Origin of the sequence: Brevibacterium gallinarum, from assembly GCF_014836885.1 — a bacterium.
GTDB classification, from domain to species: Bacteria; Actinomycetota; Actinomycetes; order Actinomycetales; family Brevibacteriaceae; genus Brevibacterium; species Brevibacterium gallinarum.
The window spans coordinates 1-25,476 of sequence record NZ_JACSPY010000023.1 but is presented as its reverse complement, the minus strand read 5'-3'; the positions used below and the strand labels follow the sequence as shown (position 1 = coordinate 25,476).

General features: G+C 67.0%; 23 protein-coding genes. 10 read left to right on the top strand and 13 right to left on the bottom strand.

What is annotated here, in order from left to right; genetic code table 11:
• Positions 1-3: 3 nt before the first annotated feature.
• Positions 4-1,566 (top strand): GMC family oxidoreductase, encoded by a 1,563-nt coding sequence (locus tag H9634_RS14105; RefSeq protein ID WP_191727437.1) that lies wholly within the window; start codon positions 4-6, stop codon positions 1,564-1,566.
• 82 nt (positions 1,567-1,648) lie between these two features.
• On the opposite strand, the gene H9634_RS14100 is transcribed toward H9634_RS14105, so the two are convergent.
• From H9634_RS14100 to H9634_RS14075, 6 genes are all read right to left on the bottom strand, one after another.
• Positions 1,649-3,091 (bottom strand): flotillin family protein, encoded by a 1,443-nt coding sequence (locus H9634_RS14100; protein ID WP_191727436.1) that lies wholly within the window; start codon positions 3,089-3,091, stop codon positions 1,649-1,651.
• 176 nt (positions 3,092-3,267) lie between these two features.
• Entirely contained in the window at positions 3,268-5,637 is a 2,370-nt protein-coding gene (gene metE, locus H9634_RS14095) for a 5-methyltetrahydropteroyltriglutamate--homocysteine S-methyltransferase (protein ID WP_191727435.1), read from the bottom strand.
• 11 nt (positions 5,638-5,648) lie between these two features.
• Positions 5,649-6,620, bottom strand: coding sequence for a methylenetetrahydrofolate reductase (locus H9634_RS14090; protein ID WP_191727434.1), 972 nt, complete (start codon positions 6,618-6,620; stop codon positions 5,649-5,651).
• Positions 6,617-7,711, bottom strand: coding sequence for an isopenicillin N synthase family dioxygenase (locus tag H9634_RS14085; RefSeq protein ID WP_191727433.1), 1,095 nt, complete (start codon positions 7,709-7,711; stop codon positions 6,617-6,619). Before H9634_RS14085 ends, H9634_RS14090 begins: the two co-directional genes overlap by 4 nt.
• Positions 7,712-7,872: 161 nt before the next feature.
• Positions 7,873-8,514 carry a response regulator gene (locus H9634_RS14080; RefSeq protein WP_191727432.1) on the bottom strand — a complete coding sequence of 214 codons (642 nt, stop codon included), beginning with the start codon at positions 8,512-8,514 and terminating at the stop codon, positions 7,873-7,875.
• Entirely contained in the window at positions 8,511-9,827 is a 1,317-nt protein-coding gene (locus H9634_RS14075; protein ID WP_225210999.1) for a sensor histidine kinase, read from the bottom strand. Before H9634_RS14075 ends, H9634_RS14080 begins: the two co-directional genes overlap by 4 nt.
• Before the next feature lie 120 nt (positions 9,828-9,947).
• Between H9634_RS14075 and H9634_RS14070 the strand changes: the two genes are divergently transcribed.
• Together H9634_RS14070 and H9634_RS14065 are read left to right on the top strand one after the other, a co-directional pair.
• On the top strand, positions 9,948-11,057 hold the full coding sequence (locus H9634_RS14070) for an ABC transporter permease (RefSeq protein ID WP_318245133.1): 1,110 nt from the start codon (positions 9,948-9,950) through the stop codon (positions 11,055-11,057).
• Positions 11,057-11,800, top strand: coding sequence for an ABC transporter ATP-binding protein (locus H9634_RS14065; protein WP_191727430.1), 744 nt, complete (start codon positions 11,057-11,059; stop codon positions 11,798-11,800). Before H9634_RS14070 ends, H9634_RS14065 begins: the two co-directional genes overlap by 1 nt.
• A gap of 13 nt (positions 11,801-11,813) precedes the next feature.
• On the opposite strand, the gene H9634_RS14060 is transcribed toward H9634_RS14065, so the two are convergent.
• Positions 11,814-13,475, bottom strand: a complete 1,662-nt coding sequence (locus H9634_RS14060) for a nuclease-related domain-containing DEAD/DEAH box helicase (protein WP_191727429.1) — start codon at positions 13,473-13,475, stop codon at positions 11,814-11,816.
• Between the two features lie 123 nt (positions 13,476-13,598).
• Entirely contained in the window at positions 13,599-14,516 is a 918-nt protein-coding gene (locus H9634_RS14055) for a hypothetical protein (RefSeq protein WP_191727428.1), read from the bottom strand.
• Between the two features lie 166 nt (positions 14,517-14,682).
• Between H9634_RS14055 and H9634_RS14050 the strand changes: the two genes are divergently transcribed.
• Both H9634_RS14050 and H9634_RS14045 read left to right on the top strand, forming a co-directional pair.
• Positions 14,683-15,216 (top strand): peptidylprolyl isomerase, encoded by a 534-nt coding sequence (locus H9634_RS14050; RefSeq protein ID WP_102163232.1) that lies wholly within the window; start codon positions 14,683-14,685, stop codon positions 15,214-15,216.
• Between the two features lie 81 nt (positions 15,217-15,297).
• A complete protein-coding gene (locus H9634_RS14045) occupies positions 15,298-16,083 on the top strand; it encodes a rhomboid family intramembrane serine protease (protein WP_191727427.1) in 786 nt (261 codons plus the stop codon).
• A gap of 2 nt (positions 16,084-16,085) precedes the next feature.
• Here the strand turns inward: H9634_RS14045 and yczE are convergent, their stop codons facing one another.
• The 4 genes from yczE to H9634_RS14025 all read right to left on the bottom strand — a co-directional run bounded on the left by yczE (position 16,086) and on the right by H9634_RS14025 (position 20,180).
• The gene (gene yczE, locus H9634_RS14040) at positions 16,086-16,739 is read right to left on the bottom strand and encodes a membrane protein YczE (RefSeq protein ID WP_191727426.1); all 654 of its coding nucleotides are present in this window, start codon (positions 16,737-16,739) and stop codon (positions 16,086-16,088) included.
• A gap of 4 nt (positions 16,740-16,743) precedes the next feature.
• A complete protein-coding gene (locus tag H9634_RS14035) occupies positions 16,744-17,367 on the bottom strand; it encodes a cell division protein CrgA (protein ID WP_318245132.1) in 624 nt (207 codons plus the stop codon).
• Positions 17,368-17,518: 151 nt separating this feature from the next.
• A complete protein-coding gene (locus tag H9634_RS14030) occupies positions 17,519-18,532 on the bottom strand; it encodes a hypothetical protein (RefSeq protein ID WP_175293507.1) in 1,014 nt (337 codons plus the stop codon).
• Positions 18,522-20,180: an HsdM family class I SAM-dependent methyltransferase gene (locus tag H9634_RS14025; RefSeq protein WP_225210998.1), complete on the bottom strand. Its 1,659-nt coding sequence runs from the start codon at positions 20,178-20,180 to the stop codon at positions 18,522-18,524. Before H9634_RS14025 ends, H9634_RS14030 begins: the two co-directional genes overlap by 11 nt.
• A gap of 237 nt (positions 20,181-20,417) precedes the next feature.
• Here H9634_RS14025 and H9634_RS14020 point away from each other — a divergent pair, with 237 nt between their 5' ends.
• The 5 genes from H9634_RS14020 (at position 20,418) to H9634_RS14000 (ending at position 23,887) form a co-directional block, all read left to right on the top strand.
• Entirely contained in the window at positions 20,418-21,128 is a 711-nt protein-coding gene (locus H9634_RS14020) for a DUF881 domain-containing protein (RefSeq protein ID WP_318245131.1), read from the top strand.
• Positions 21,128-22,213 (top strand): class E sortase, encoded by a 1,086-nt coding sequence (locus tag H9634_RS14015; RefSeq protein WP_318245130.1) that lies wholly within the window; start codon positions 21,128-21,130, stop codon positions 22,211-22,213. Before H9634_RS14020 ends, H9634_RS14015 begins: the two co-directional genes overlap by 1 nt.
• Positions 22,213-22,443 (top strand): hypothetical protein, encoded by a 231-nt coding sequence (locus H9634_RS14010; RefSeq protein WP_191727424.1) that lies wholly within the window; start codon positions 22,213-22,215, stop codon positions 22,441-22,443. The genes H9634_RS14015 and H9634_RS14010 overlap by 1 nt, the downstream gene beginning before the upstream one ends.
• Positions 22,443-23,087 carry an anthranilate synthase component II gene (locus tag H9634_RS14005; RefSeq protein ID WP_191727423.1) on the top strand — a complete coding sequence of 215 codons (645 nt, stop codon included), beginning with the start codon at positions 22,443-22,445 and terminating at the stop codon, positions 23,085-23,087. The genes H9634_RS14010 and H9634_RS14005 overlap by 1 nt, the downstream gene beginning before the upstream one ends.
• Before the next feature lie 134 nt (positions 23,088-23,221).
• Positions 23,222-23,887 carry a GntR family transcriptional regulator gene (locus H9634_RS14000; protein ID WP_191727422.1) on the top strand — a complete coding sequence of 222 codons (666 nt, stop codon included), beginning with the start codon at positions 23,222-23,224 and terminating at the stop codon, positions 23,885-23,887.
• Between the two features lie 39 nt (positions 23,888-23,926).
• Here H9634_RS14000 and H9634_RS13995 read toward each other — a convergent pair whose 3' ends face one another.
• A complete protein-coding gene (locus H9634_RS13995) occupies positions 23,927-25,390 on the bottom strand; it encodes a dipeptide ABC transporter ATP-binding protein (protein ID WP_191727421.1) in 1,464 nt (487 codons plus the stop codon).
• Positions 25,391-25,476: the final 86 nt, after the last annotated feature.

The window sequence follows — 25,476 nt, the reverse complement described above, 5'->3', positions numbered from 1 at the left end:
GCCATGGAGACCACCCACACTTTCGACTACATCGTCGTCGGCGGCGGTTCGGCCGGTGCCGCCGTCGCCGCCCGCCTGAGCGAGGACCCCACCGTCACCGTCGGACTGCTCGAGGCCGGCCCGACCGATGAGGACCTCGACGTCGTCCTCACCCTCAACCGGTGGATGGAGCTGCTCGAATCCGGTTACGACTGGGACTACCCGATCGAAGAGCAGGCCAACGGCAACTCGTTCATGCGCCATGCCCGCGCCAAGGTGCTCGGCGGCTGCTCCTCGCATAACTCCTGCATCGCCTTTTGGGCGCCGAAGGAGGACCTCGACGCCTGGGCGCACACCTACGGTGCGACCGGCTGGGAGGCGGAGAAGACCTTCCCGCTGTTCACCAAGCTCGAGACCAATGAGGACGAAGGCCCGCTGCACGGCCACGACGGCCCGGTCGAGCTCATGAACGTCCCGCCGAAGGATCCCTGCGGTGTGGCCGTGCTCGACGCCTGCGAACAGGCCGGCATCCCGCGCACACAGTTCAACACCGGTGAGACCGTCGTCAACGGTGCGAACTTCTTCCAGATCAACCGCAAGGCGGACGGCACCCGTGCGTCGTCCTCGGTGTCGTATCTGCACCCGAACCTCACGCGTGAGAACCTCACGATCCTCACCGACACGTGGGTGCGCGAGCTCGAGTTCGACGACGACAACACCTGCACCGGTGTCCATGTCGTCAACAACGCCTTCGGCACCACTCAGCGGATCGCCGCCAGCCGCGAAGTCATCGTCTCCGCCGGCGCGATCGACACCCCGAAGCTGCTCATGCTCTCGGGCATCGGCCCGGCCGCGCACCTCGAGGAGGTCGGCGTGGACGTGCGCGTCGACGCCCCGGGTGTGGGCTCTAACCTGCAGGATCACCCCGAGGCGGTCATCCAGTGGGAAGCGAAGAAGCCGATGGTCACCGAATCGACCCAGTGGTGGGAGATCGGCATCTTCACCCGCGTCGACGGCGAGGGCGACGTGCCCGACCTCATGATGCACTACGGTTCGGTGCCCTTCGATATGCACACCCTGCGCCAGGGCTACCCGACCTCGGAGAACGCCTTCTGCCTGACCCCCAACGTCCCGCACGCCCGCTCGCGGGGCACCGTGCGCCTGCGCAGCCTCGACTACCGGGACAAGCCGAAGGTCGATCCGCGCTACTTCACCGACCCCGAGGGCTATGACATGCACATCATGGTTGAGGGCATCAAGAAGGCCCGCGAGATCGTCTCCCAGCCGGCGCTGGCCGAATGGGCCGGCCGCGAACTCTACCCGGGCGAGGACGTGCAGACCGATGAGCAGATCGAAGACTACATCGTCCGCACCCACAACACCGTCTACCACCCGGCCGGCACCGTCCGGATGGGCCCGGTGGATGACAGCGAGTCCCCGCTGACCCCTGATCTCAAGGTCAAGGGCGTCACGGGCCTGCGCGTGGCTGATGCTTCGGTGATGCCGCTGATCACGGCTGTCAACCCGAACATCACCGTCATGATGATCGGCGAGAAGTGCGCCGAGCTCATCAAGCAGGACAGCTGAGCCTGACAGACTCACCCAAAAGGGGGCGGGCGGCGAATCATCGCTGCCCGCCCCTGTGCATCATCGGCTCGGTGACCTCAGATCAGGACGTCTCCTCCGCCTCGGCGGCGGCAGACGGCTGAGCTGAACCGGCACCCGGAGCCGGCTGAGCTGAACCGGCACCCGGAGCCGGCTGAGATGTGGGAGTCTGGGAGTCTGCGGCGGTGTGCAGCAGGGTCCGGAGGTCGACTCCGGTGGTCTCATCGACGACCTGCAGCACCTTGGCGAGGTTGACGCCGATGTTCTCGCTGAGCTTTCCCTCCCCATCGGAGGAGATGATCGAGAGCTTGTCGATGCTGCCGTAGGGCTCAGCCAGGCGGCCGGCCATCTCCGGCAGCACCTTGAGGATCTCGGCCAGGCGCGCGGCATCGTTGTAGGAGGCGTACGCCTCGGCGGCGGCCTCGATCGCCCGTGCCTCGGCCTCACCGCGGGCGGCCACCGCAGCGGCCTCGGCCCGGCCGCGTGTCTCAGCGGCTGCAGCGTCGTTCTGCGCTTCGACCAGTGCCGCTGCCGAGGCGCGCTCACGCCGGTAGTGATCGGCGTCAGCTTCGCGTTCGGCGGCGTACTTCTTGGCATCGGCTGGCTTCTGCACCTCACCGATGAGCTCGCGCTCGCGCAGCTCGTTGTTGCGGTCGGCGATCTTCTGCTTCTCATCCAGGATCCGCTGTTCCTGCTCCGCACGCGCCAGCTCCTCGGCGGCAGCCGCCTGCGCCTTCTCGGCAGCGGTCTCACGCTGGATCGCGGCCTGGCGCAGCTCGAGGTCCTTCTGGGACTCGGCCACCCGCTGGGCATCGGCGTTCGAGGCCTCGGTCGCCTTGCGGCGCGACTCCGATTCGGCGATCGCGGCGCGCTCGGCGACGAGTGCCGCCTCGGGCCGGCCGAGATCCTTGAGATAGCCGTCATCGTCCTCGATCGAGATGATCTGGAAGGTGTCGATGACCAGGCCCTGGTTGTTCATCGAATCCGCGGCATCGGCCCGCACCTGGGCGGCGAACTCGGCGCGGTCGCGCAGCACCTGCTCGACCGTCAGCGTGCCGATGACTGCACGCAGCGTACCGGAGAGGATCTCCTGGCAGTAGTTGTCGATGGCCTTCTGCTGATCGAGGAAGCGCTGGGCGGCCTTGCGGATGTCGGCAACCGATTCGCCGACCTTGATCTGGGCGACTCCGCGCAGCCGCAGGAAGATGTTGTTCGAGGAGTAGCCTTCGATCTCGATGCTGATCTGGCGCGAGGACAGCGAGATCGTGTGCGCGCGGTCGAACAGCGGCCTGACGATCGCCCGACCGCCGACCACAACGCGTGTGCCGCTTTCGAGGTCGACATCCCCGCCCTTGCTGCGGGTGGGTGCGCGGCCGGTGATGACGAGCGCCTCATTGGGTGCGGCGACGCGATAGGCGCGCCGGAACATGATGAAACCGATGATGCCGATGATGAAGACGACGGCGAGGATCGCGCCGATACCGGTCACCAGTGTGGGATCGAACATGGGGGTTCTCCTGAAAGAGGCAGCGCGGGGCTGCTGGCCGTGCCGAATGGTTCACTGGCAGAGTACCCGAAGAATGTGAGGTCCGGCACCATCAGCTCGCAGCGGGGGGGGGGCGCCCCCCCCCCCCCCCCCCCCCCCCCCCCCCCCGAGACTCTGGACTGGGTCGTCGTCCGCGGTCAGAATGCTGCAGCAGAGGCCGCAGGAACCTCCTCGGCGGTGCGAACGCGCACTGCGTCACGGGCGGCGATGAGGTTCTCTAATGCCGGGCGGACCTCCTCGTACCGGCGGGTTTTGAGTCCGCAGTCAGGATTTACCCACAGGCGATGGCGCGGCACGTGGGTCAGGGCCGCCTCCAGCAGGCCGATGAGCTCATCGACGGAGGGCACCCGCGGGGAGTGGATATCGTAAACGCCCGGGCCGACGCTGCGGTCGAACTCGGCCGGGTCAAGGCTGGCGAGCAGCTCCATCCGCGAACGGGCGGCTTCGATGCTCGTGACATCGGCATCGAGGGCATCGATGGCGTCGATGACCTGCTCGAACTCCGAATAGCACAGATGCGTGTGGATCTGCGTGCCCGGCTCCACGCCGATGCTGGCCAGCCGGAACGCATCGACCGCCCATTCCAGATAGGCTTCGCGGTCATCGGCGCGCAGCGGCAGCAGCTCACGCAGAGCCGGCTCGTCGATCTGGATGATCCGGATGCCGGCGGCCTCCAGCTCGGCAACCTCGTCTGAGAGCGCCAGCCCGATCTGCTCAGCAGCAGTCGACAGCGGTACGTCATCGCGAACGAAGGACCACGACAGGATCGTCACCGGGCCGGTGAGCATCCCCTTGACCGGCTTGTCGGTCAGGCTCGCGGCAAACCTCGACCACGGCACCGTGATCGGAGCCGGCCGGTGCACGTCGCCGAACAGGATCGGCGGGCGGGTGCAGCGACTGCCATAGGACTGCACCCAGCCGTGATCGGTGACCGCGAAGCCGGCCAGGTGCTCGGCGAAGTACTGCACCATGTCATTGCGCTCGGGCTCACCGTGGACGATGACATCGAAGCCGAGCTCCTCCTGCAGGCGCACCACCTCGGTGATCTCAGCCTCCATCGTCGCCCGGTACTGCGCCTCGGTGATGCGCTCATCGCGCAGCGCGGCCCGGGCGCGGCGCACCTCCGGCGTCTGCGGGAACGAGCCGATCGTCGTCGTCGGCAGCACCGGCAGGCCCAGCGCCTCCTGGGCCAGCCGGCGCTCGTCGAGGCTGCCGGTGCGCACCCGGCGCTTGCCGATGGCAGCCGTGCGGGCGCGCACCTCGGGGTTGAGCACGCGGGCGGACTCTGCGCGAGTGCGCACCGCCCGGGCCGACCGGCTGAAGGCGGGCTTACGGACACCGGTCGGGTCGGCAGCACCGCTGCTGCGGGCCTCCAGTGCAGCCGCGAGCGCCTCGACCTCGGTCAGCTTCTCAGCAGCAAAGGACAGCCAGCCGGCCACATCGACCGGCAGCCGGGTCTCGGCGGCCACCGTGTAGGGGACATGCAGCAGCGAGGTCGAGGTGGAGACCGATACATCACGGCCACCGTCCTGCAGCCTGGTGAGCACCTCGTACTCGGCAGCCAGGTCGGCAGCCCAGATGCTGCGGCCGTCGACCACACCTGCCACCAGCCGGGTGGTGCCGAAATCCGCCGTCTGCAGGCGGGCCAGCCAACCGGGATCCACGGCCCGGGTGGCAGGCGAGACATCGACGCCCAGCGCCTCGGGCCCGGCCGCCAGCAGGGCCGCGAGTCCTGCCCGCAGCGCACCATACGGCGCGGTGATGAGCACCTGCGGGCGCTCACCAGCTGACAGCAGGCGGGCATGCGCGTCACCGGCGCGGGCGGCCAGCTCCGCATCGCCGATCGCGTCGAGATCGGTCACCAGGATCGGCTCATCGAGCTGCACCCACTCGACCCCGGCGGCATGCAGGGCGGCCAGGATTTCGGCGTAGACCGCAACAAGCTCATCGAGTCGCTCCAGCGGCTCGTGCTGCGCCCCGGGCGCCGGCTTCGACAGCGCCAGCAGAGTCACCGGGCCCACCAGCACCGGGCGGATCCGATGCCCGGCCTCCCGCGCCTCGGCGACGAGATCGAGGAGACGCTGCGGACGAGCGGTGAAGGTGCGCTCATCGGCGATCTCGGGCACCAGGTAGTGGTAGTTCGTGTCGAACCACTTCGTCATCTCCAGCGGCGGGTGCTCCGCAGTGCCGCGGGCCAGGGCGAAGTACTCGTCCAGGTCAGTGCCGTCCGGGTCCTCGCCGACGATGCCGGTGGTGATGGCAACGTCGAGAATCTGGTCGTAGGCGGAGAAGTCGCCGGGGATCGCATAGTCGGCGGCCAGGCCGAGCTCGCGCTGCCGGTCATAGGCGCCCACGCGCAGACTGTGGGCGGCATCGGTGTAGGCGGCTTCGTCGATGGTGCCGGCCCACAGCGCTTCGAGGGCGCGCTTGAGTTCGCGGTGCGGGCCGATGCGCGGCAGCCCGGTGACGGTCGCAGGCGGGAACGAACAGTTCGGTGAGGTGGTCATGGGAGGTCCTTTCAGTCGGCGGTCAGCCGGGCGAGGGTGGCTGGTCGCAGGCGGGAGAGCAGTTCGGTGATGGTCGTCGGGTCGTTGAAGGTGTAGAAGTGCAGGCCGGGCACCCCGGCGGTGATGAGCTCGTCGACGAAGTCGGCGGTGAGATCCAGGCCGATGTCGTACTCCTCGGCTGGGCTGCGTGCTGCGGCCAGCGCCTGGGAGATGTGCGGCGGTGGCGTGAGCCCGGAGAGCCGGCACATCCGCTGCAGGCGCGCGGTGCCGGTGATCGGCATGATCCCGGGGATGATCGGCAGGGTGACGCCGGCCAGCCGTGCACGGTCGGTGACAGCAGTGATGAGGGCGGGGTCGAAGAACAGCTGCGTGATGGCGAAGTCGGCGCCGTTGCGCTGCTTGGCGGCCAGCACGTCGATGTCCTCCTCCGGGTGCCGTGACTCGGGATGTCCGCTCGGGTAGGCCGCCACCCCGATCGCCAGCCGGCCGGCGCACAGCCGGGCGACCTGGCCGCGTTCGACCGCGCGCAGCAGTGCCACGAGCGCATCGGCGTGCGCGAGGTGCCCGCGCGGGGGAGCCGACTGCCCGGCTGCCAGGTCGCCGCGCACGGCGAGGAACCCGCGCACCCCGGCGTCGATGAACCGCTCAATCCACTCGGTCAGCTCCCTACGCGGGGCTGCGGTGCACGTCAGGTGGGCCAGCGGCCGCAGCCGGGTGGTCGCAGCCAGCTGCTCGATGAAGGCAGCCGTTCCCGCCGACCAGCCGGTGCCCACCGCTGAGGTGACGGCAACGTAGTCCGGGTCGTAGGAGGCCAGCAGCTCCAGCAGCGCACCGGAGCGCTCCTGCTGTGCGGCACTGCGCGGGGGCATGACTTCGAAGGACAGCGCCAGCCGGGTGCCGGACGTCCCCGCGGGGACGCCCGCCTCGGGTGCGGCGGCAGGGGAGTGGGCATCAAGGGGTGCCGAAGCGGAGATCGTGCTCACAGGACTCCCGCCGGGGCAGTGAGCAGATCGGGGTGGTGGAGTGCGGCGACGTCGGGGTGGGAGCGCAGCCGGGAGGCCAGCGCGTTCTCCCCGTAGACGGCATGCAGCGTATCGCGCTCATCAGCGCTCACCCCGCGCGCCCAGGGGGCCAGTTCGTCGGGCAGGGGCACCTCGGGCAGGCTGGCGCGCAGGGCGGGGTTGTAGAAGAACGGCACCGAGATCCGCTCGGCACCCGGGGCGGTCGGCAGCACGCGGTGGACGGTGGCGCGCAGATAGCCTGCGGTGGCGACCTCGAGCAGCTTGCCGATGTTGACGACGAAGGTGTTCTCGATCGGTTCGACGTCGATCCACCGGTCCTCATGCAGCACCTGCAGCCCGGTGGTCCCCGGCTGCGGATACAGCAGGGTGAGCATCCCGCCGTCGCGGTGCGCGCCGACGCCCTGGGTGATGTGCTCGGCGGCCGTGCCCGAGGCGGTGGCCGAGTCTGAGGGGGTGGCCGTTCCCGAGGCGGTGGCCGTGTCCGAGGGGGTGGCCGGCTCGGCTGCCGGGTAGCGGATGATCTTGATGAACGATTCGGGGTCTTCGGCGAAGGCAGGTGCGAAGAAGTCAGCCGGCTGGCCGAGGCTCAGCGCCCATTCGGACAGCAGCCGGGCGGCGACCGCGCTCAGCTGGGCGTGCCAGGCGTCGGTGACGGCCCGGAGCTCCGGCAGGGCGTCCGGGTAGAGGTTCGGGCCGGTGAGCCGGTCGTAGGCGTGCTGTAGCTCGGTGACCGGTGCGCGGTGCGGGCCGATGTCGATCTGCTCGCGCCAGTCGACCAGGCCCTGGGTGCGCTCGCCGCCGGTGCGGGTGTAGCCGCGGAAGTGCGGGGAGCGGGTGTTCTCGATGGCGAGCTTGTCCGCCTCGGGCAGGGCGAAGAAGCGCTCAGCGGTCTCAAGCAGGGCGGTGAAGTCTGCGGCGGGGATGCCGTGGCCGGTGAGGTAGAAGAACCCGATTGAGTGGGTGACCTCGCGCAGCTGGCGGCGGAAGTCAGCGGCCAGCTGCGGATCGTCGGCGCGGGACAGGTCGAGGATGGGCAGGCGGGTCAGCGGCATGATGGCTCCTAGGTCTGTGGGAGGGCGGATGTGGAGCTCACGCTAGACCCGGGCGGTGGCCGGAGCCGGTGGGGATGTCACGGCAGGCCTTATATCGTCATATACCTGCCATGCAGCGTCATGGAAGCGACATCCGGCGTCATCTGCCGACGCACAGCTGGTCAGTCGCGCACGATGCGCTGCTCGCGGGCGGCGGCGATCGCTGCGGTGCGGTTGGAGACGCCGAGCTTGGAGTAGATGTGGTTGAGGTGGGTCTTGACGGTCGCCTCGGAGATGCACAGCGCGCGGGCGATCTCGCGGTTCGATGTCCCGGTGGCCAGCAGCTGCAGGATCTCGATCTCCCGATTCGACAGCGAGATGCCCGGGCTGCGCATCCGGTCGAAGAGCCGGGCGGCGATCTCCGGTGCCAGGGCGGTGCGCCCGGCGGCGGCTTCGGTGACGGCCTGGCGGATCTTCTCCGGGTCGGCATCCTTGAGCATGTAGCCTGCCGCACCGGCCTCAATCGCTGCGACGATGTCGGAGTCGGAGTCGTAGGTGGTGAGGATGAGCACCGGCAGGCCGGGGCGGGACTCCTTGAGCCTGCGGGTCGCGGTCACCCCGTCCATCCCGGCCATCTGCAGGTCCATGAGCACGACATCGACCGGTTGGCCCAGCGTCTCGGCCCGTTCGACCGCCTTGATGGCCTGCAGGCCGTCGGAGGCCTCGGCGGCGACCTCGAACTCGGCGAAGCCGTTGAGCATGGCGATGAGCCCGGTGCGCACGACCGGATGGTCATCGACGATGAGCAGGCGGATCTCAGTCATGCGGTTCCCTCCAGTGGCTGGGGTGGGCGGTCCTCGACCGGGGTCAGCGGCAGGCTGACACCGACGACGGTGCCCTGGCCGGGGGCTGATTCGACGGTGACCTCCCCGCCGGCCTGGTCGATGCGCTCACGCAGCAGGCGCAGTCCGTAGCCGGAGTCGGCACCGGCCCGGTCGGCCGGGTCCGCCTGCAGCACGCGGCCGGGATCGAAGCCGCGGCCGTTGTCGAAGACGTCGATGGTGACGATGTCGTCGAAGAACGCCAAGGTCACCCGTGCTGCCGAGGCGTGTGCGTGGGCGGCGACGTTCGACAGCAGCGACTGCACAGACCGCACGAGTGCCGCCTCGGTCGCGGCTGAAACCGGGACCGGGTCACCCTCGAGAGCGAACGTGCACGTCAGGTCCTGCCCGGCGGCCTGGGCGCGCTCCTGCGTGTCGGCGCACAGCTGCGGCAGGCGCTCGAGCAGCCGGGTGGTGCGCTGCTGGCGCGGTGCCTGCCCGGCAGCCAGATCGCGGACGAAGGCGCGGGCCTCGGCGAGGTTCTCAGACGCGGTGCGCTCGATGATGTCGATGTAGTCCCCGGCAGCCTCAGGCTTACCGCCGGCCTGCGCATCGCGGGCAGCGCGGGAGACGAGGACGATGCTGGAGAGCCCCTGCGCCAAGGTGTCATGGATCTCCTGGGCGAGCCGTTCGCGTTCGGCCAGCTGCCCGGCCGCATGCTGGGCGGCGGCGAGTTCGCTGCGGGTGCGGATGAGCTCGGCGACAGCGCGGCGCTGATGCTCGCTTTCGGTGTAGAGCGCCTGGTAGACCAGCGACATGATGATCGCCACCCCGGCCCCGAGCAGCGGCCCGACGATGAGCGCCGGCTGCAGCTGACCGGTGTGCGCCCACTGGATGGCCCCGACGGAGCCGGCGAGCACGATGACAGCGAAGATCGCATGCCGGGTGCGCAGGATGTGCAGGTGCAGGAAGAACAGCGGGAAGGCCAGCCACGTGAAGTGCTCGCTCAGTGAGACGAGGCACAGCCACTGGACGGTGACGGCGGCCAGCCACAGCATCGCCATGCGCTGCGGCAGCCCGGCCAGCCGGCCATCGACGCCGACATGCTCGCTGTGGTGCTTCTCCCGCACGGTGCCGTAGACGTAGGTCCCGGCCAGGATGACGGAGAGCGCCAGGATGATCCAGCCGATGCCGTGCAGGCCGATCTCGTTGAGCGCGCGGATGATGCCGATGCCCATGAGGAAGGCGAACCCGACATGCAGGGTCACGCGCATGGCGCTCAGCACCAGCGGAACACGGCTGTCGGGCTCGGGCATAGTCCAACTCTAACCATGCGGGTAGGACCGGGCATCAATCGAATGGTTGAGGGCAGATCCAGCCTTTCACCCGATGTGCGCACGCGTGGCAGGCGGGATGGTGGAGATATGTTCCTAGCATTGCGAGAGATCAGATTCGCCAAGGGCCGTTTCGCCCTCATGGCCGCAGTCGTCGCGCTCATCAGCGTGCTGCTCATCATGCTCTCCGGGCTCACCGCCGGCCTGGCCCGCCAGTCCACCTCGGCGATCGCCGAGCTGCCGGCCTCGATGGTGGCCTTCGGCAGCGGCAGCGAGGATGAGGAGGTCGACGACCCGTCCTATACCCAGTCCCGCGTCACCGCCGAGCAGGTTGAGACCTGGCAGTCCACGGCAGGTGTGTCCGGTGCCGAACCGCTGGGCATCGTGCAGTCCCGCCTCGAACTCGACACCTCCACCCAGGCCGCCGGCTTCGCCGCCGAACCGGGCTCGGGCATCGCCCCGGAGGCGCTGCGCGCTGAGACCATCGTGCTGAGCGAGGAGCTCGCGACTGAACTCGCAGCCGCGCCCGGTGACATCGTCACCTTCGGCGGCACCGAGCTCGAGGTCGCCGGCACGATCCCCGACCAGTGGTACTCCCACACCCCGGTCGCCTGGATCGACCTGGCGACCTGGAAGTCCATCACCCACATCTCCGACCCCGAGGTGGCAGGCACCGTCGTGCTCGCCACCGTCACCGACACCTCGGTCGCGGCAGCCGGCAGCCGCGCCGCCGGCACCGACGTCGAGGCCGTCCAGGCCGCCGCTGACGACGAGGCCGGCACCGTGTCGATGACCCCGAAGGAGAGCTTCTCCGCTCTCGCCTCCTACAGCTCGGAGAACGGGTCGCTGACTCTCATCCAGGCGTTCCTCTACGGCATCTCGGCCCTCGTCGTCGCCGCGTTCCTCAGCGTGTGGACGATCCAGCGGACCCGTGAGATCGCCGTCGTCAAGGCACTCGGCGGCTCCACCCGCTATGTGCTCGGCGATGCCCTCGGCCAGGCACTCATCGTGCTCGGCATCGGCGTCATCGCCGGCGGCATCATCGGCATCTCATCAGGCCTGGCACTGTCCTCGGTGGCACCGTTCACCGTCAGCCTCGCAACGACGCTGCTGCCGATGGCCGGCGTCATCGGCATCGGCCTCGTCGCCGCCGCCTTCGCCGTCCGCCGCGTCACCCGCGTCGACCCGCTTCTCGCACTGGGAGGAAACTGATGACCACCATCCTGCAGACCACGCACACCCAGACCACCTCCGGCGCTCCTGCGCTTGAGCTGGAGCGCATCACGCTGACCTACCCGGACGGCACCGGCACGGTCACCGCGCTCGATGACGTCAGCCTGAGCCTGACGCCGGGCACCGTCACCGCGATCGTCGGCCCGTCCGGTTCGGGCAAGTCGAGCCTGCTGGCTGTCGGTTCGACACTCGTGACGCCGACCTCCGGTGTGGTGCGCATCGACGGCACCGACGTCGGACGCCTCAAGGAGTCCGAGCGCAGCCGGCTGCGCCGCGAGAAGATCGGCATCGTCTTCCAGCAGCCGAATCTGCTTCAGTCGCTGACCGCTCTCGAGCAGCTCATCATCACAGACAGGCTGCGGGGCACCGGCGGCGACGCCACCCGCACACGGGCTCAGGCACTGCTCGAGCGTGTCGGCTTAGCCGATGCCGCAAGGCGCCGGCCCCACCAGCTCTCCGGCGGACAGCGGCAGCGCGTCAACATCGCCCGCGCGCTCATGGGCGACCCGAGCGTGCTGCTCGTCGATGAGCCGACCGCTGCTCTCGACCACGACCGCTCGGAGGCGATCATGGACCTGCTGTGTCAGGTGACCAAGGAGTTCGACGTCGCCACCGTCATCGTCACCCATGACACCGAGTTCCTGCCGAAGACCGACGCTGTGGCCACGATGCGTGACGGCCGGCTCACGGACCCGGAGCACGCGCCGGCTGCCGCGGGCTGATCCGGCCAGCACATCAGCGGCGGCGTGCGTCGACGTCGCCGCTCGTGAGCCGTGCGAGTTCGGCGATGTCGCCGACGACGATGAGCCTGAAGCGGGCGCGGGACATGCCGACGTACATCATCTCGCGTGCGCGCTGGGGGTCCCGGAACCCGTTCGCACACAGCACCACGACCTCCCGGTCGAGTCCCTTGAAGCCGAGCACGTGGCCGTAGAACGGGTCTTCGCCGGCGAAGAAGGCATCCCAGTAGGCGTCGTACCCTTCGCTGTCGACGATCTCGCGCTGCACCGGATGGCGTTGGCCGGTGGTCAGCAGTGCAACCTGGCTCAGGTCCCACTCGTCGGAGTCGGCGATGTCAGCGAGGATGTCATCGGCAGTTGTGAGGGCCTCGTCGAAGGGCACATCGACGAACTCGACCGGGTCACCGCCGTGCAGCCGCACGATCTGCGGTTCAGAAGCAAGCCCGGCGATCGACTCGACGATGGTGTCGACGTTGCGCAGATTCTCCCCGAGGTAGAAGGGGTTCATGGTGATCGGTGCGGCCCCGGCGCGGTCGAAGATCCGCTGGTGCTCATCCGTGAAGGCATACAGGATCCCTGTCGCAGGTTCCCGCAGACACGATTCGACTGCCTGCCACCAGATGTCGGAGAAGTCCTGGCCCTCGTCGACGATGATCGCGTCGAACAGCTGGGCCTTCTCCTGCTTCAGCGCAAGGTCGTGCAGCTGCTGCGGCAGTTCGACCTCCCAGTAATGGGAGTCGTCATCGGCACCGGTGTCTGCGCCCCATTGCAGCGGCAGGTCATGGAACAGACCCACATAGGCCGGGCGCTCAGAGGGCTCCCATTGGGCGACGGTGAGCTGCATGAGGCGGGCGAGACCGCGTGAATAGCACATGACCGCAACCCGCATCCCGTCCCGCGTCAGCTGCCGGGCCTTGAGCAGAGCCAGGTGCGTCTTGCCCGAACCCGGACCGCCGCTGAGCCCGGCGCGTGTCTGGTAGCGAAGCACGGACAGGATCCGCTCCTGCTCGGCGGTGAGCTGATTGGATCGGGAGTCGAGTTCGGCGGCGCGCATGCGCGATGCCTCAGAGGCGTGGTGGGTCTGGCGCAGCTGCCGGCACATCAGCGGAACGGCCGCCGCGGTGATCGGCGGATGGTCAGCGCCGAAACAGGACAGCGCGTGTTCGATCCTGTCCGCAATGCGCTCAAGACCCGCCTCGTCGATGAGCAGCTCGCCTGGAGCGTCGGGCAGCGCGGTCCAGTCGCGCAGACTGCTGAAGGGAAGGCAGGCCATCTGCACCATCCGGCCGGGACCGAAGCTCGTGCGCGGCTTGAGCCAGCGTGCGAGCGTGTGCTTGGCTTCCATCGCCTGCTCCAGCGGCCCGCGCTTGAGCCGGGTGCTTCCGTGGCGGCCACTCGTGTACCAGGCACCGTCTCGCATCGAGACCTGCCCGCATTTGACCTCGAGGACGACGATGCCGCGCTCGGGCCAGATGATGAGCATGTCGATCTCGGCATCGGAGGTCTCGGAGGTGACGCGCTGACCGCAGATGATCGCCACCTCGGCCGGGAGCTGCGCCCGCAGCCGTGCGAGCACCGCCTGCTCGGCGACAGAATCCTCGCGCGGTTGACCGCACACCTGCGGTTCGGTGCGCTCATCAGCCTCAACGCCGGTCATGCGGCCCTCCGGGGTCAGCTCTGAGACCAGTCCAGCCGCGCAGACGACAGTGCCCCCGGTTCGCATGAAACGAAACGGGGGCGCTGGTCACCTTACCCGAGTCTCACCTCGGGAGCGGAATGATCAGAAGTTGTGCGGATCCTTGGCCCGCGGGTTGCCGAACTCGTCGACACCCTCTGCATCAGCGTCGACGTCCTCGACCTTGGCCGCCGGGACCGGAGTCTCGGAGACTTCGGTGACCGGGGCCTGGCGGGATGCCGGGGTGGTGCCGACCGGGCGGGCGTCGGCGGGGCGGTTGCCCTCCAGCGGCGTCGACCAGGGGTCCTCGACCGGCTGGGCCTTGCGCCATACGAAGTAGGCGACGCCGGCCAGGCCGACGAGCACGAGCATCCACAGGAACACCTTGGTGCCGGTGCCCATGCCGGACTTCGCGGTCCGCTTCTCGATGTCCTTGCCGGCCTTCTTCAGGGCTTTCTTGGCCTTCTTCACAGCCTTCTTGTCGCCGGTCAGCTTGGTGGCGATCTCCTCGATGGCCTTCGGAGTCTGTGCCGAAGCCAGCGCTCCGGCAGCACCGGCGGCCAGGGCACCTGCACGCTCGGTGGCATCAGGAGCCCAGTCATCGGCCACGCGCTTCTTGGCAGTCGCGAGGCGCTCACGGCTGTCGGCGCTGAGCGAATCGAACTGGTCGGCCACCTGGTCAGCGACGACGCCGAACTGCTTGCGTCCGTCCTTGCTCATCTTCTCCAGGCGGGGGCGGAGATCCTTCTCGAAATGGTTCACATCTGGTCGCACTTGGTCAGCAGCCTCCTTGAGCTTCTTCGACACTCGACGCAGCTTCGGCGCATTCTTCGCCGCACCGCCGCCGACAAAGGCGTTGGCCTTCTCCAGTGCCGGTCCGGAGGCTTCGATGGCCTGCGCAGATCCTGCGCGCACCGCATCACCGACCGCGATGGCAACATCGCTGACTTCATGGAGCAGCCGCTGGGACCTGGGCTGGGTCTTCTTCTTGAACATCTCACCCTCCGGAATCGGTGGATTCATTCTGTGACTTCAACGTTACCCCCAGTCTAAATGCTGGGCGAATCTGAGCGGCACTCGGGTGGGCGTCTGAACGCTGAAAATTCGCCTAGGATTCCCACCGGTGATGATGGGTGCTCCGCGCCCGAGGCGGTGGGCGCGTGCGTGCGTTCGTGACAGAATGACGTCTATGAGTATTGCAACGCAGCAGGCAGTCCTGCACACGAACAAGGGTGACATCGTCATCGACCTCTTCGGCAACCACGCTCCGAAGACCGTGGCGAACTTCGTCGAGCTCGCCGAGGGCAAGCGCGAGTTCACCGATCCGCAGTCCGGCCAGCAGGTCACCCGTCCGTTCTACGACGGACTGGGCTTCCACCGCATCATCAAGCAGTTCATGATCCAGGGCGGCTGCCCGCTGGGCACCGGCACCGGCGGCCCCGGCTACGTCTTCGACGACGAGATCCACCCCGAACTGCAGTTCAACAAGCCCTACCTGCTCGCGATGGCCAACGCCGGCAAGCAGATGGGCCGCGGCACCAACGGCTCGCAGTTCTTCATCTCGACCGTGGAGACCCCGTGGCTCAACGGCAAGCACACGATCTTCGGTGAGGTCGCCGACGAGGACTCGAAGAAGGTCGTCGACGCCATCGAGGCCGTGCCGACCGGTCAGGCTGACCGCCCGACCGAGCCGGTCGTCATCGAATCCGTCGAGATCCGCTGATCCCAGTCCTTCTCTCACCGGCCCCTGATCCCCTGTGGACCAGGGGCCGGTCCCATTCACTGCCGTCCATAGGATGAGGTCATGTCAGTTTCACCGCATGAGTCACCGGAGCCCGGCAACCCGCGCCCCGGAGGCAGCGGGCCGGGTCCTGCCCAGCCTGGGTCTGGCCACCCCGGTCCGTTCGCGCCGGGTCCGCCGCAGGGTATGCCGGGCAGGAACGCCCGCAGGCTGCCGTCGACGCCGGTGACGTACGGACTCATCGGGGCGTGTGTCATCGTGTGGCTGCTGCAGCTTCTGACCGGTGACTGGATCCCGCGGATGTTCGGCTTCGCCGCCTACTGGGCGGCCCCCGAGCCCTACACCGCGCTCACGACTGCCTTCATCCACGGCGGCAGCATGCACATCATGTTCAACATGATCGGGCTGTACTTCTTCGGCGCGTTCCTCGAGCGCTACATCGGCTCAGCCTGGTTCGCACTGCTGTATCTCTTCAGCGCACTCGGCGGCTCGCTGGCCGTCTTCTTCCTCGCGCTGGCCGACGGCAGCCCGGAGGCCCTGGTCACGGTGCACATCGGCGCCTCGGGAGCGCTGTTCGGCCTGGTCGGCTTCGTCGCCACTCCGACCCGGCGCCTCGATCGCAACCTCACCGGCGTGCTCGGGTTCGTCGCGATCAATGCCGTGCTCATCTGGCTGGTGCCCAACATCTCCTGGCAGGCCCACCTAGGCGGATTCCTCACCGGATTCGTCTTCGGCTGCGTGTACTTCTTCACCCCGCAGCGGCTGCGCACGCTCAGCCTGCTGATCCTGACAGCGGTAGTGGCCGCAGCCGGGTTCGCGGCACTCATCTGGGTGCCGGTGACAGTTTAGGTTTAGGTGTCCTCGGAGACCATCGGGTCGCCGGGCCCGAAGAGTTTGATCGCCAGATGCAGAATGTAGTGCGTCACCGGCCCGATCACCACGGCGAAGACGATCGTGGCGATGAACAGGGTGCCGCCGAGCAGCCAGCCGATGAGCATGACGGCGATCTCGATGGAGGCGCGCACGACCGTGACAGAGCCGCCGGTCTTGAGGACGAGGCCGGTCATGAGCCCGTCGCGCGGGCCGGGCCCGAAGTTCGGGATGATGTAGAGCACCGTCGCTACGGCGTTGATGAGGATGGCGAGGGCGACGAAGACGATGCGCAGCCACAGCTGTTCCGGTGCCGGGATCATGAACAGGGTCAGGTCGATGAACAGGCCGACGAGCAGCGCATTCGACAGGGTGCCCAGGCCAGGTCGCTGCTTGAGCGGGATCCACAGCAGCAGGAGCAGGAACGACAGGATCACGACGACGAGGCCGATCGAGATGCCGGTGAGCTTCGACAGGCCCTCGTGCAGCACGTCCCAGGGCATGTTGCCCAGGGTCGACCGCAGCATGAGCCCGGCGGAGAACCCGTAGAGGAACAGCCCGACGTACAGTGCCGCCAGGCGGATGGGCAGAGGGTGGTGAGCTAGAAGACGGAAGTATCCGGCCGGTTTCGCCATTCCCTTAGCGCCATCGTGTCGACATCAGGAGCCCGGCGACGAGGATCGAGAAGCCTGCGACGAGGTTCCAGTTGCCCCAGGCCTCAACAGGCCAGGCGCCCTGGGAGAGGTAGAAGACGACGAGCCAGGCGAGGCCGAGCAGCAGGATGCCGACCATGACGGGCACGAACCAGCGCGGGTTCGGCTTGGCCACCGTCGAGGTGGTCCCGTCGTAGGTCGAGGTGGTGCGTCCGGTCGACCGCGAGGTGGACCGGGAGGTCGTGCGGCTGGTGCGCGCCTTGCTGCGCTTGGCCGGGTTGCCCGAGCGGGCGGCCTTGCCGGACTTCTCGTCCTTGGCGTCCTCGTCGGCGTCCTTTTCGGCGCTTGCCTTTTTCGACGACCTCTTGCCGGCAGCAGTCGCACCGGCCGGCTTAGAACCGGTGGACTTCTTCTTCGCCGCGGTGTCCGTCTTGGTTGCCGTGTCCTTCTCGTCTGCGGCGTCGGCAGTGTCGACGCCGGTGGCCTCAGCGGCGTCGTCGATGTCGAGAGTCCCGTCGTTCAGAGTCTCTTCGGTCGTCTCGGCGGCCTTGGGGCTCTCCGTGTGGCGCGAGGTGCGGTGCGCTTTGCGGTTACGGCTCGACTTGGACACGTTTCTCCTCCGGTGGACAGATCAGGCCCGGCGAGGGGCCTGCGGATGCTGTCCCTGGGTGCATGTGGGGGTTGGACAACAACCAAAGTCTACTCGAGGAGCACTGCTGTGCACATTGCCCGAAAGGCAGCAGCTGTGCGGGGGTACTCGATCAGAGGATGCGGCCGTCGTCGGTGATGACCGACCCGAGCCGGGCCGCACTGTTGCGTGCCGCGCTGCGCCGCCGGCGCGCCTCTGGGTGGAACGTCACCGGGGTGGCGTCGAGCACCCGGTTGACCATGACGGTGAGGAACCGGCCAGGCGAGAGCCAGTCGGCGACGACATCGTCGCGGACGCGGGCCTCAGGCAGGCGGTCGATGATCGCATCGAGGTCCCCGCCGGGTGCCAGCTGTGCGGCGTCGTCGAACAGGGTGCCGCTGGCTCTCGGGTCGGTGTAGTCGAAGATGATGATGCTGGTGGCGTGGTAGGCGTCGTCTTCCTGGCCGAGTTTGCCGACGAGGTCGAAGAGCCAGTCGGCAGTCGCCGGTGCGGTCTCAAGGATGTCGGAGCGCAGACCGAGCACGAAGCCGAGTGCCGCCAGTGGGTGGCGCAGCCGCAGGTTCTTCGCATCGCCGTAGGACTCCTCGACGCGGTTGGCGGCATTCTTGCCGTAGGAGGAGTCCATCCGCTTGGTGGAGATGAGCAGCTCGGGCCCGGTCGCCCAGTCGGTCATCATGACGTCGACCTGTTTGAGGTAGTGCTTGCCGAGGATGTTCGCGCTCGCCGCTGTCGCACCGGGAATGGCGGTGCGCTGCCCCAGGCGGGCGGTGAGAGTGTCGCGTTCGGCTGCCGGCAGGCCGGCGAGCAGTTTGGCGATCGGGGTCGGCAGGATCCGCGGATGAGTCGCTCGCGGCCAGACGGCATCGGGGTCGAAGCCGGCGCGGCGCAGCTCATAGGACAGCCACACGTCGAGCGCCAGGGCCGGCACACCCGTCTGGCTGCCGGCCCGCAGCAGCAGCGGCACGCCGAGCAGACGTTCGAGGGTCGGGATGTCGGGCGAGAAGCGCAGCCTGCCGTCATCGGTTGTCGTCCACGGGTCCGCGTGCTCACCGTCAGGTGCGGCTTGGGCGATGATGTGGTCGAAGAGCAGCCAGGCGCGTTCCTTCGCACTCGTCTCAGCGGCCACTGGCACCCCTGACGGTCCGCCTGCGCACCATCTCATCCCTGGCCTGTCGCACGTCGTCGAGCTCTCGTGCGCTCAGGTGCCCGGGTTCGCGCAGCAGCACGGTGTCGATGAGTTCGGACGCTTCGTTCAGCTTGCCGGCCCGCAGCATCCGGGCGACCCGCGGGCGGATGGCGGCCAGCGACTCGGCGGCGGAGGCGATGAGCGCAGGGGAGGGGACCGCCCAGCGGTCGGCTTCCTTCGGTTCGAGTTTGAGGATGCCTCCGCCGTAGCTGCGGCCGACGATCTCGGCGTGCAGCATAGTCACGGCGTTGAGGCTGGCCAGCGGCAACAGGTCACTGCCGAGCTCACGGTGTTCCTCGCGCAGGTACACCCCGTGCACGGAGTTGAGGTGCCGGGCGCGGGCACTGTTCGTCGTCAGGCGTGGGGTGTCGGCGTTCATGCAGGTCAGCAGCAGATCGGCAGGCTCCAGCAGGGGTACTTTGTACCAGGTGCGGCGCACCCGGCACTTGTAGGCCTCGTGCACGCCGGTGCGCTCGCCGGCCTCGATGTAGGCGGCCGCGGCCGATGAGAGCGGTTCGCGCGGGTAGAACAGCTGGGTGGCCTTACCCTCGTCTGCCAGCCGACGCAGTTGGGCAGGGGTGAGCGAAAGCCCGCGCAGATGCGAGCTGCCGGGCGGGGAGACGCGCACGAGATCCCGGGAGGTGAGCCCGAGTTCGGCAGCCCGGGAGGTCGAGAGCGTGAAGTACTTGTTGTTGCCGGTCACCGTGCCCAGCGTCGTATCCCCCCAGGTCTCCAGATCGCAGAACCGCCCGGCATCGACCTGCGCCTGCAGGGCGGCAGTCGCTGCGGGGCTGACGAGGCTGTCGATCCACTTGGCCGCCGGGTCGACCGGCGTCCACTGCTGACCGGGTGCCAGGGCGGTGAGCTCAGAGGCCGCACGGGCCTGCCGGATCGTCGCATGGGCGCTTGGGCCCTCCTGGTAGCCGTCGGCCAGCAGGAGAACGACCTCGGTCTCAGCACCTGGGAAGACCTGCTCTTCGAAGAGGACGAGTTCGACGCTGCGGAAGTGCTCGAACAGGAAGGTGCGCACCGGTGCGGCGTAGTTGACGGTCAGCAGTTCGGCCGGCAGCACGAGGCCCAGCCGGCCGCCGGGCCGCAGGAACAGGGCGGAGTGGATGGTGAAGGCCGCCCAGCTGGAGGCCAGCCCGGATAGCGCGACCCCGCCGCGCAGCGCGGCTTCGCGGGCGCGTGCCCGGCTTTCGCCGGTGAAGCCCTGATAGCGGATGAACGGCGGATTGCCGATGACGGTGTCATAGTCGCCGGTCGGCGGCAGGCGGAAGAAGTCGCTGACCTTGATATCGGCCCGGCCCCCGGCAGCGGTGACGCGGGCACGGCCGATCTTCGCGCTCTCGGGATGGATCTCCACCCCGTGAACGGTCGGGGTGCTGGTGCGGGCCGGGTCGAGGGCCGTCAGCCGCCGGTGGGCTGAGAGCAGGAACGCGGCATCTCCGGCAGAGGGCTCGAGCACCCGGTCATCCGGGGAGCGGACCGCCCAGGCGGTGATGAACTCGGTGATGTCGGCAGGCGTGAAGAACGCACCGCGGGCCTTGCGCAGGGCGGAAGTGTCAGCCGGCGAGGCTGCGGGCATGGACGTCACCTCTCCATTATCGATCATCGCGCTTCGAAATCCCGATCCAGCGGCGTGTGCTTTCTGCCGGTGGGAGCGCCTCCCAGTCAACACCTCGGCACTGACATCGACGCACGGGCGCTGTCGCATGCCGTCACGGCGCGGCTGTCACTTGGCCGCCTGTCGCAGCGCTGGGTAGATTGGAAGGCACACACGACGATGTACCGGCAGGCGGTGCACAGGGCGGAGCGCAGCACAGTGAAGAGACTCTTCGGACACCCGATGGTGTTCATCGTGCTGCTCATCTGCGGGCTGCTCATGGCCACCTCGGCCCAGACGTCTGAGGGCACCCGGCTGCGGACCGAGGCCTCGACGCTGCCCGACATCGTCAAGGAGCGCTCCGACCAGGGCCGTAAGCTCGAGGAGAGCGTGGCCGAGCAGCGCCGCACCGTTGAGGAGCTGCAGCGCCGCTCCGGCTCCGATGAAGCCGATGAAGCGCAGAAGTTCGCCGATGCGCTCGCCGCCGAGGCCCGGGCCGCCGAACTCACCGGGGAGGGCGTCACCGTCACCCTCGATGACGCGCCGCGGGAGTCGATGAACCTGCCCGGCGTATCCGTCAACGACCTCGTCATCCACCAGCAGGACCTCGAAGGCGTCATGAACGCGCTGTGGGCCGGCGGTGCGAAGGGCATGTCCGTCCAGGGTCAGCGCATCGTCGCGACCTCCTCGGTCCAGTGCGTCGGCAACACCCTCCGGGTCAGCTCCCAGGTGTACTCCCCGCCGTATGTCATCGAAGCCGTCGGCGACCCCGACGCGCTGCGCCAGGCACTCAGCGACTCTCCAGCTGTTCAGGTCTATCAGCAGTACGCCGAGCGCTTAGGATTAGGGTGGAAAGTCGAGACCGGAACGCTGACCCTCGATGCGTATGAGGGCGCGTTCGACCTCTCCCAAGCAAAGGTGAAGCAGTAGTGGATCAACCGATGTCGCGCCGTGAGCGCATCGCGCAGGAGCGCGCTGACGCAGCCCGGCAGGCCGGCAATGGCGCCGGTGACAGCGGAACCGCAGCCGCCTCCGGCGCCGCATCGGCACCGGCGAGCGGGACGACCCCCACCGGCCCGCGGCCTGTCATCAAATCCGCCTCTCGCCACTCCGAGCACAGCTACGGCACCCCGACTGGCGCCTCGGCGCAGGCCTACGGGGCCAGCGCCCCGCAGACCGAACCGATGCCGGCAGCCAATCGGCACGGCGACTTCGACACGGTTGTCTTCGGCGATGAGCCGCCGCGCAACCGCAAGGCCCACAAGCCCAAGCCGGAGCGCGAACCGCTCGGCCCGGTGCGCGGCACCATCCGGACCTTCGGCGAGCTGTGCATCACCGCCGGTCTCATCCTCATCCTGTTCGTCGTCTGGCAGCTGTGGTGGACCGACATCGAGGCCAATGAGGACAACCGCAACCTCGCCAATGAGCTCACCACGCAGTGGCAGGACAACCCGCGCAACGAACTGCCCGACGACCCCGACACCCCGTACGTCGGGGATCCAGCCGACATCAACTCCGCCTTCGGCATCATGTACATCCCGCGCTTCGGTGAGGACTACTACCGCACCATCGCCGAGGGCGTCTCACTCGAGCCGGTGCTCAACCGGATGGGCCTGGGACGCTACCCGACCGCCGCAATGCCCGGAGAGGTCGGCAACTTCGCGATGGCCGGCCACCGCGTGACCTACGGCAAGCCGCTCAACCTCATCGCTGAGATCCGCCCCGGCGACGAGGCGATCGTGCAGACGGCCGACGGCTACTACACCTACACTTTCGTCAACTTCGACATCGTGCTGCCCGACCAGACCGAAGTGCTCGCCCCCGTGCCGGACATGCCGGACTACAAGGGCAAGGACCGGATCATGACGCTCACGGCCTGCAACCCGATGTTCTCGGCCCGGGAGCGCTACATCGGCTACTTCGAGCTCACCGACTGGCGGCATGCCAGCGAGGGCCCGCCGGACTCCATCAAGGATTCCTCGGCGTATGAGAAGGCAGGAGGTGCGACGGACTGATGTACGAACTCATCTGGCGGATCCTGCCCGGCAACTGGTTCTCCAAGCTGATTCTGTCCCTCGGCCTCATCGCCGGGGCCTGCTACCTGCTCATGCAGTTCGTCTTCCCTGTCGTCGCCCCGTACATGCCGTTCAACGATGCGACGATCGAGGAGGAGGGCGACCACGCCCCAGCCGACCCCGGAGAGGGCGGCGAACCCGGCGTCGAACAGCCCGGACAGGGCGGCTGATGACCCGCATCCTCGTCATCGACAACTACGACAGCTTCGTCTACACCCTCGTGAGCTATGTCCGCGAGCTCGGCGCGCAGACGACGGTGATCCGCAACGACGATCTCACCGCGCCCGAGGTGGCGGGCGCCCTGGCAGATTACGATGGGGTGCTCATCTCCCCGGGTCCCGGAGCCCCAGCCGATGCGGGAGTCTGCCCGCAGGTCATCGCCCACTGCGCTGAGGCCGGGCTGCCGGTGCTCGGCGTGTGCTTGGGCCACCAGGCGATGGGGGAAGTCTTCGGTGCGACGGTGTCGCATTCGCCGGTGCTCATGCACGGCAAGACCTCGCAGATCACCCACACCGGCACCGGCCTGTTCGCTGGCTGCCCGAGCCCCCTGACGGTCACCCGGTATCACTCCCTGGCGATCGTCGACGAGACCCTGCCCGCAGACGTCTTCACGGTCACCGCGCAGACCGCCGACGGGGTCATCATGGGCATCGAGCACCGCAGCGCACCGGTGTTCGGGGTGCAGTTCCATCCCGAGTCGGTGCTGACCGAATGCGGGTACCAGATGATCGGCAACTTCCTCGCCGCCTGCGGAATGCCGCAAGCGGCTGCGGCCGCCAGGGATCGCGCACCGCTGCTGTCGGCCCGCAGCTGATAACTGATATCTTTTTTCGGGCGTTGTGTTGATGCCGCATCGATAACGGCAATGTTCACGTTATAATCTTTGGTGAGAGTCCTGACTTGAATACGAATGCCAGCGCATCAAGCTGCAGAAGGGAGCCGGGTTTCATGAAAATTACTGCCCGTGACCGGGCAGCCGAATGGATCCGGAACTCGATAGTTTCCGGGGACCTCGTAGGTGGCGAGTACATTGAAGAGTCGACCGTATGTGAAGCAGTAGGTGTTTCTAGAACTCCAGTTAGGGAGGCGTTTAATAAACTTGCAGCCGAACGTTTCATAACACTTGTTCCCCGACATGGAGCTCAAGTGCGCCGGGTTACTGCGCAGGAGTTGGTCGACGTCTATGCATGTCGACGATTGATCGAATCGCATGCTGCAGAGTTGATCTGCGAGCACCGAATTCCTGTCACAAACACTGCGCGAGATGCTCTAGCGGCACGATTGAAGGCCGCGGAAGATGCAGCAGTCCAACCGGAAGACCCGGCGTTGCGCATTGATGCCACGAAGTGTGATTGGACATTGCATCGGGAAATTGTAGGAGCGGCAGGTAACTTAATCCTAGTTGAGCTTTATGAAAGCTTGCAATGGCGGCACCAGCGCGTCAGCTTGGTCGCAGCCGTACACTTTAAACACCTGATCGAGACGTTCGACCGCCAGCATCGGATGCTCATTGAAGCTTGGGAGGAGCTGGACGAAGAGAAGTTCAAGAGAACGATTCACGAGCATCTTCGACCGATTAGTGAAATCCTCAGAAGCTTGCCAGCGGAAAGCTGAGCCCAAGTACACTTGACCGACGGTTCCGAAACGACGGGGTCAGAGGGCTGCAAATGCCTTCCGTCGAGCGAGCTGAGCCTCCGGATCTGGAACCGGGGCCGAAAGCACCAGGCGTTTCGTGTACTCCTCCTTGGAATTGTGAAGTACGTCGGCTGTATAACCGACCTCAATAAGTTGTCCTGACTTCAGCACCGCTACTCTATCGGCGAGCATCTCTACCACGCCGAGGTCGTGCGTAATGAACAGGCACGAGAAGCCGAGTTCCGCCTGTAGCTCCTTGAAAAGCTCGAGCACAGTAGCTTGGACTGAAACATCGAGGGCTGAAGTAGGTTCGTCTGCAACTAGCAGTTCAGGATTTAAGATTAATGCTCGGGCAATACCAAGCCGCTGACGCTGGCCTCCAGAAAGCTCATGGGGATAGCGGCCAGTCCAGTTAGCCGGAATCCGAACGCGTTCGAGCATTTCCTCCACTCTGGCCTTGATTGACGAAGGGTTATCACTAGTGTGGACGCGGAGTGGCTTGCCTACGATCTCCCCAATTGTCTCTCTGGGGTTCACCGACGATGCCGGATCCTGGAATACCATGGTAAAGCGTTTGCGTGCTGGTCGTAGCTTCCGATTCGAAATGTGCGTGATGTCAGTACCACAAACTTTCACGTGTCCCGATGATGCCTTTAGCAAACCCACCGCGCAGCGTCCGAGGGTTGACTTTCCAGAACCGGATTCACCCACGAGCCCCAGAACCTCACCTTTACCGACGCTTAGTGAGACATTGTTGATGGCCATGTACGGTGGGGATCCCCAGCGGCCCGGGTAAGATATCGTGACGTTATCCATGTTCAACACCCAGTCGGTACGCTCAAGATCGCCACCTTCGCTCACTTGTGCCTGCCCGAGGTACGGGACTGAGCTCAGCAGGTGCTGCGTGTAGTCGCATTTGGGCGTCGCAAAAATCTCATGGACCTCGCCCTCTTCAACTACCGATCCATCGCGAAGTACGATTACACGGTCCGCGATGTCCGCGACGACGCCCATGTCGTGGGTGATGAAAAGGACACCTGCGTTGAGCCGCTCAGCCAGATCTCGGATCAACTCGAGGATCTCGGCTTGCACAGTGACGTCTAACGCAGTGGTTGGCTCGTCGGCAATCAGGAGTTCTGGTTCGCAACTGACTGCCATCGCGATGACCACTCGCTGTAGCTGCCCACCGGAGAGCTGGTGGGGATAGTGAGAGATGCGTTTTTTCGGATCAGGAAGCCCCACCATCTGAAGTAACTCAAGGGCTCGACTACGTGCTTTGTCCTTGGGCGTTGATTGGTGGGCCGTGATGGCTTCGGCGATCTGTTCCCCTATGGGGTAGAGAGGGTCTAGCGCGGTCATCGGCTCCTGAAAGATCATTGCGACTTTCTTGCCCCGTAGCTTCCTTAGCTCCCGCTGGGAAAGTGACAATGTGTCGTGGCCATCCAGCACGACAGACCCGCTCGTAACTGCGTTTGGCGGCAAGAGGCCTAGTGTCCCGCGTCAAGTAGTTGGCAGGATTTCCTTGGTTTTGAATGTCGGGGTGGTGGGGTCGGCTAGGCCCAGGTGCA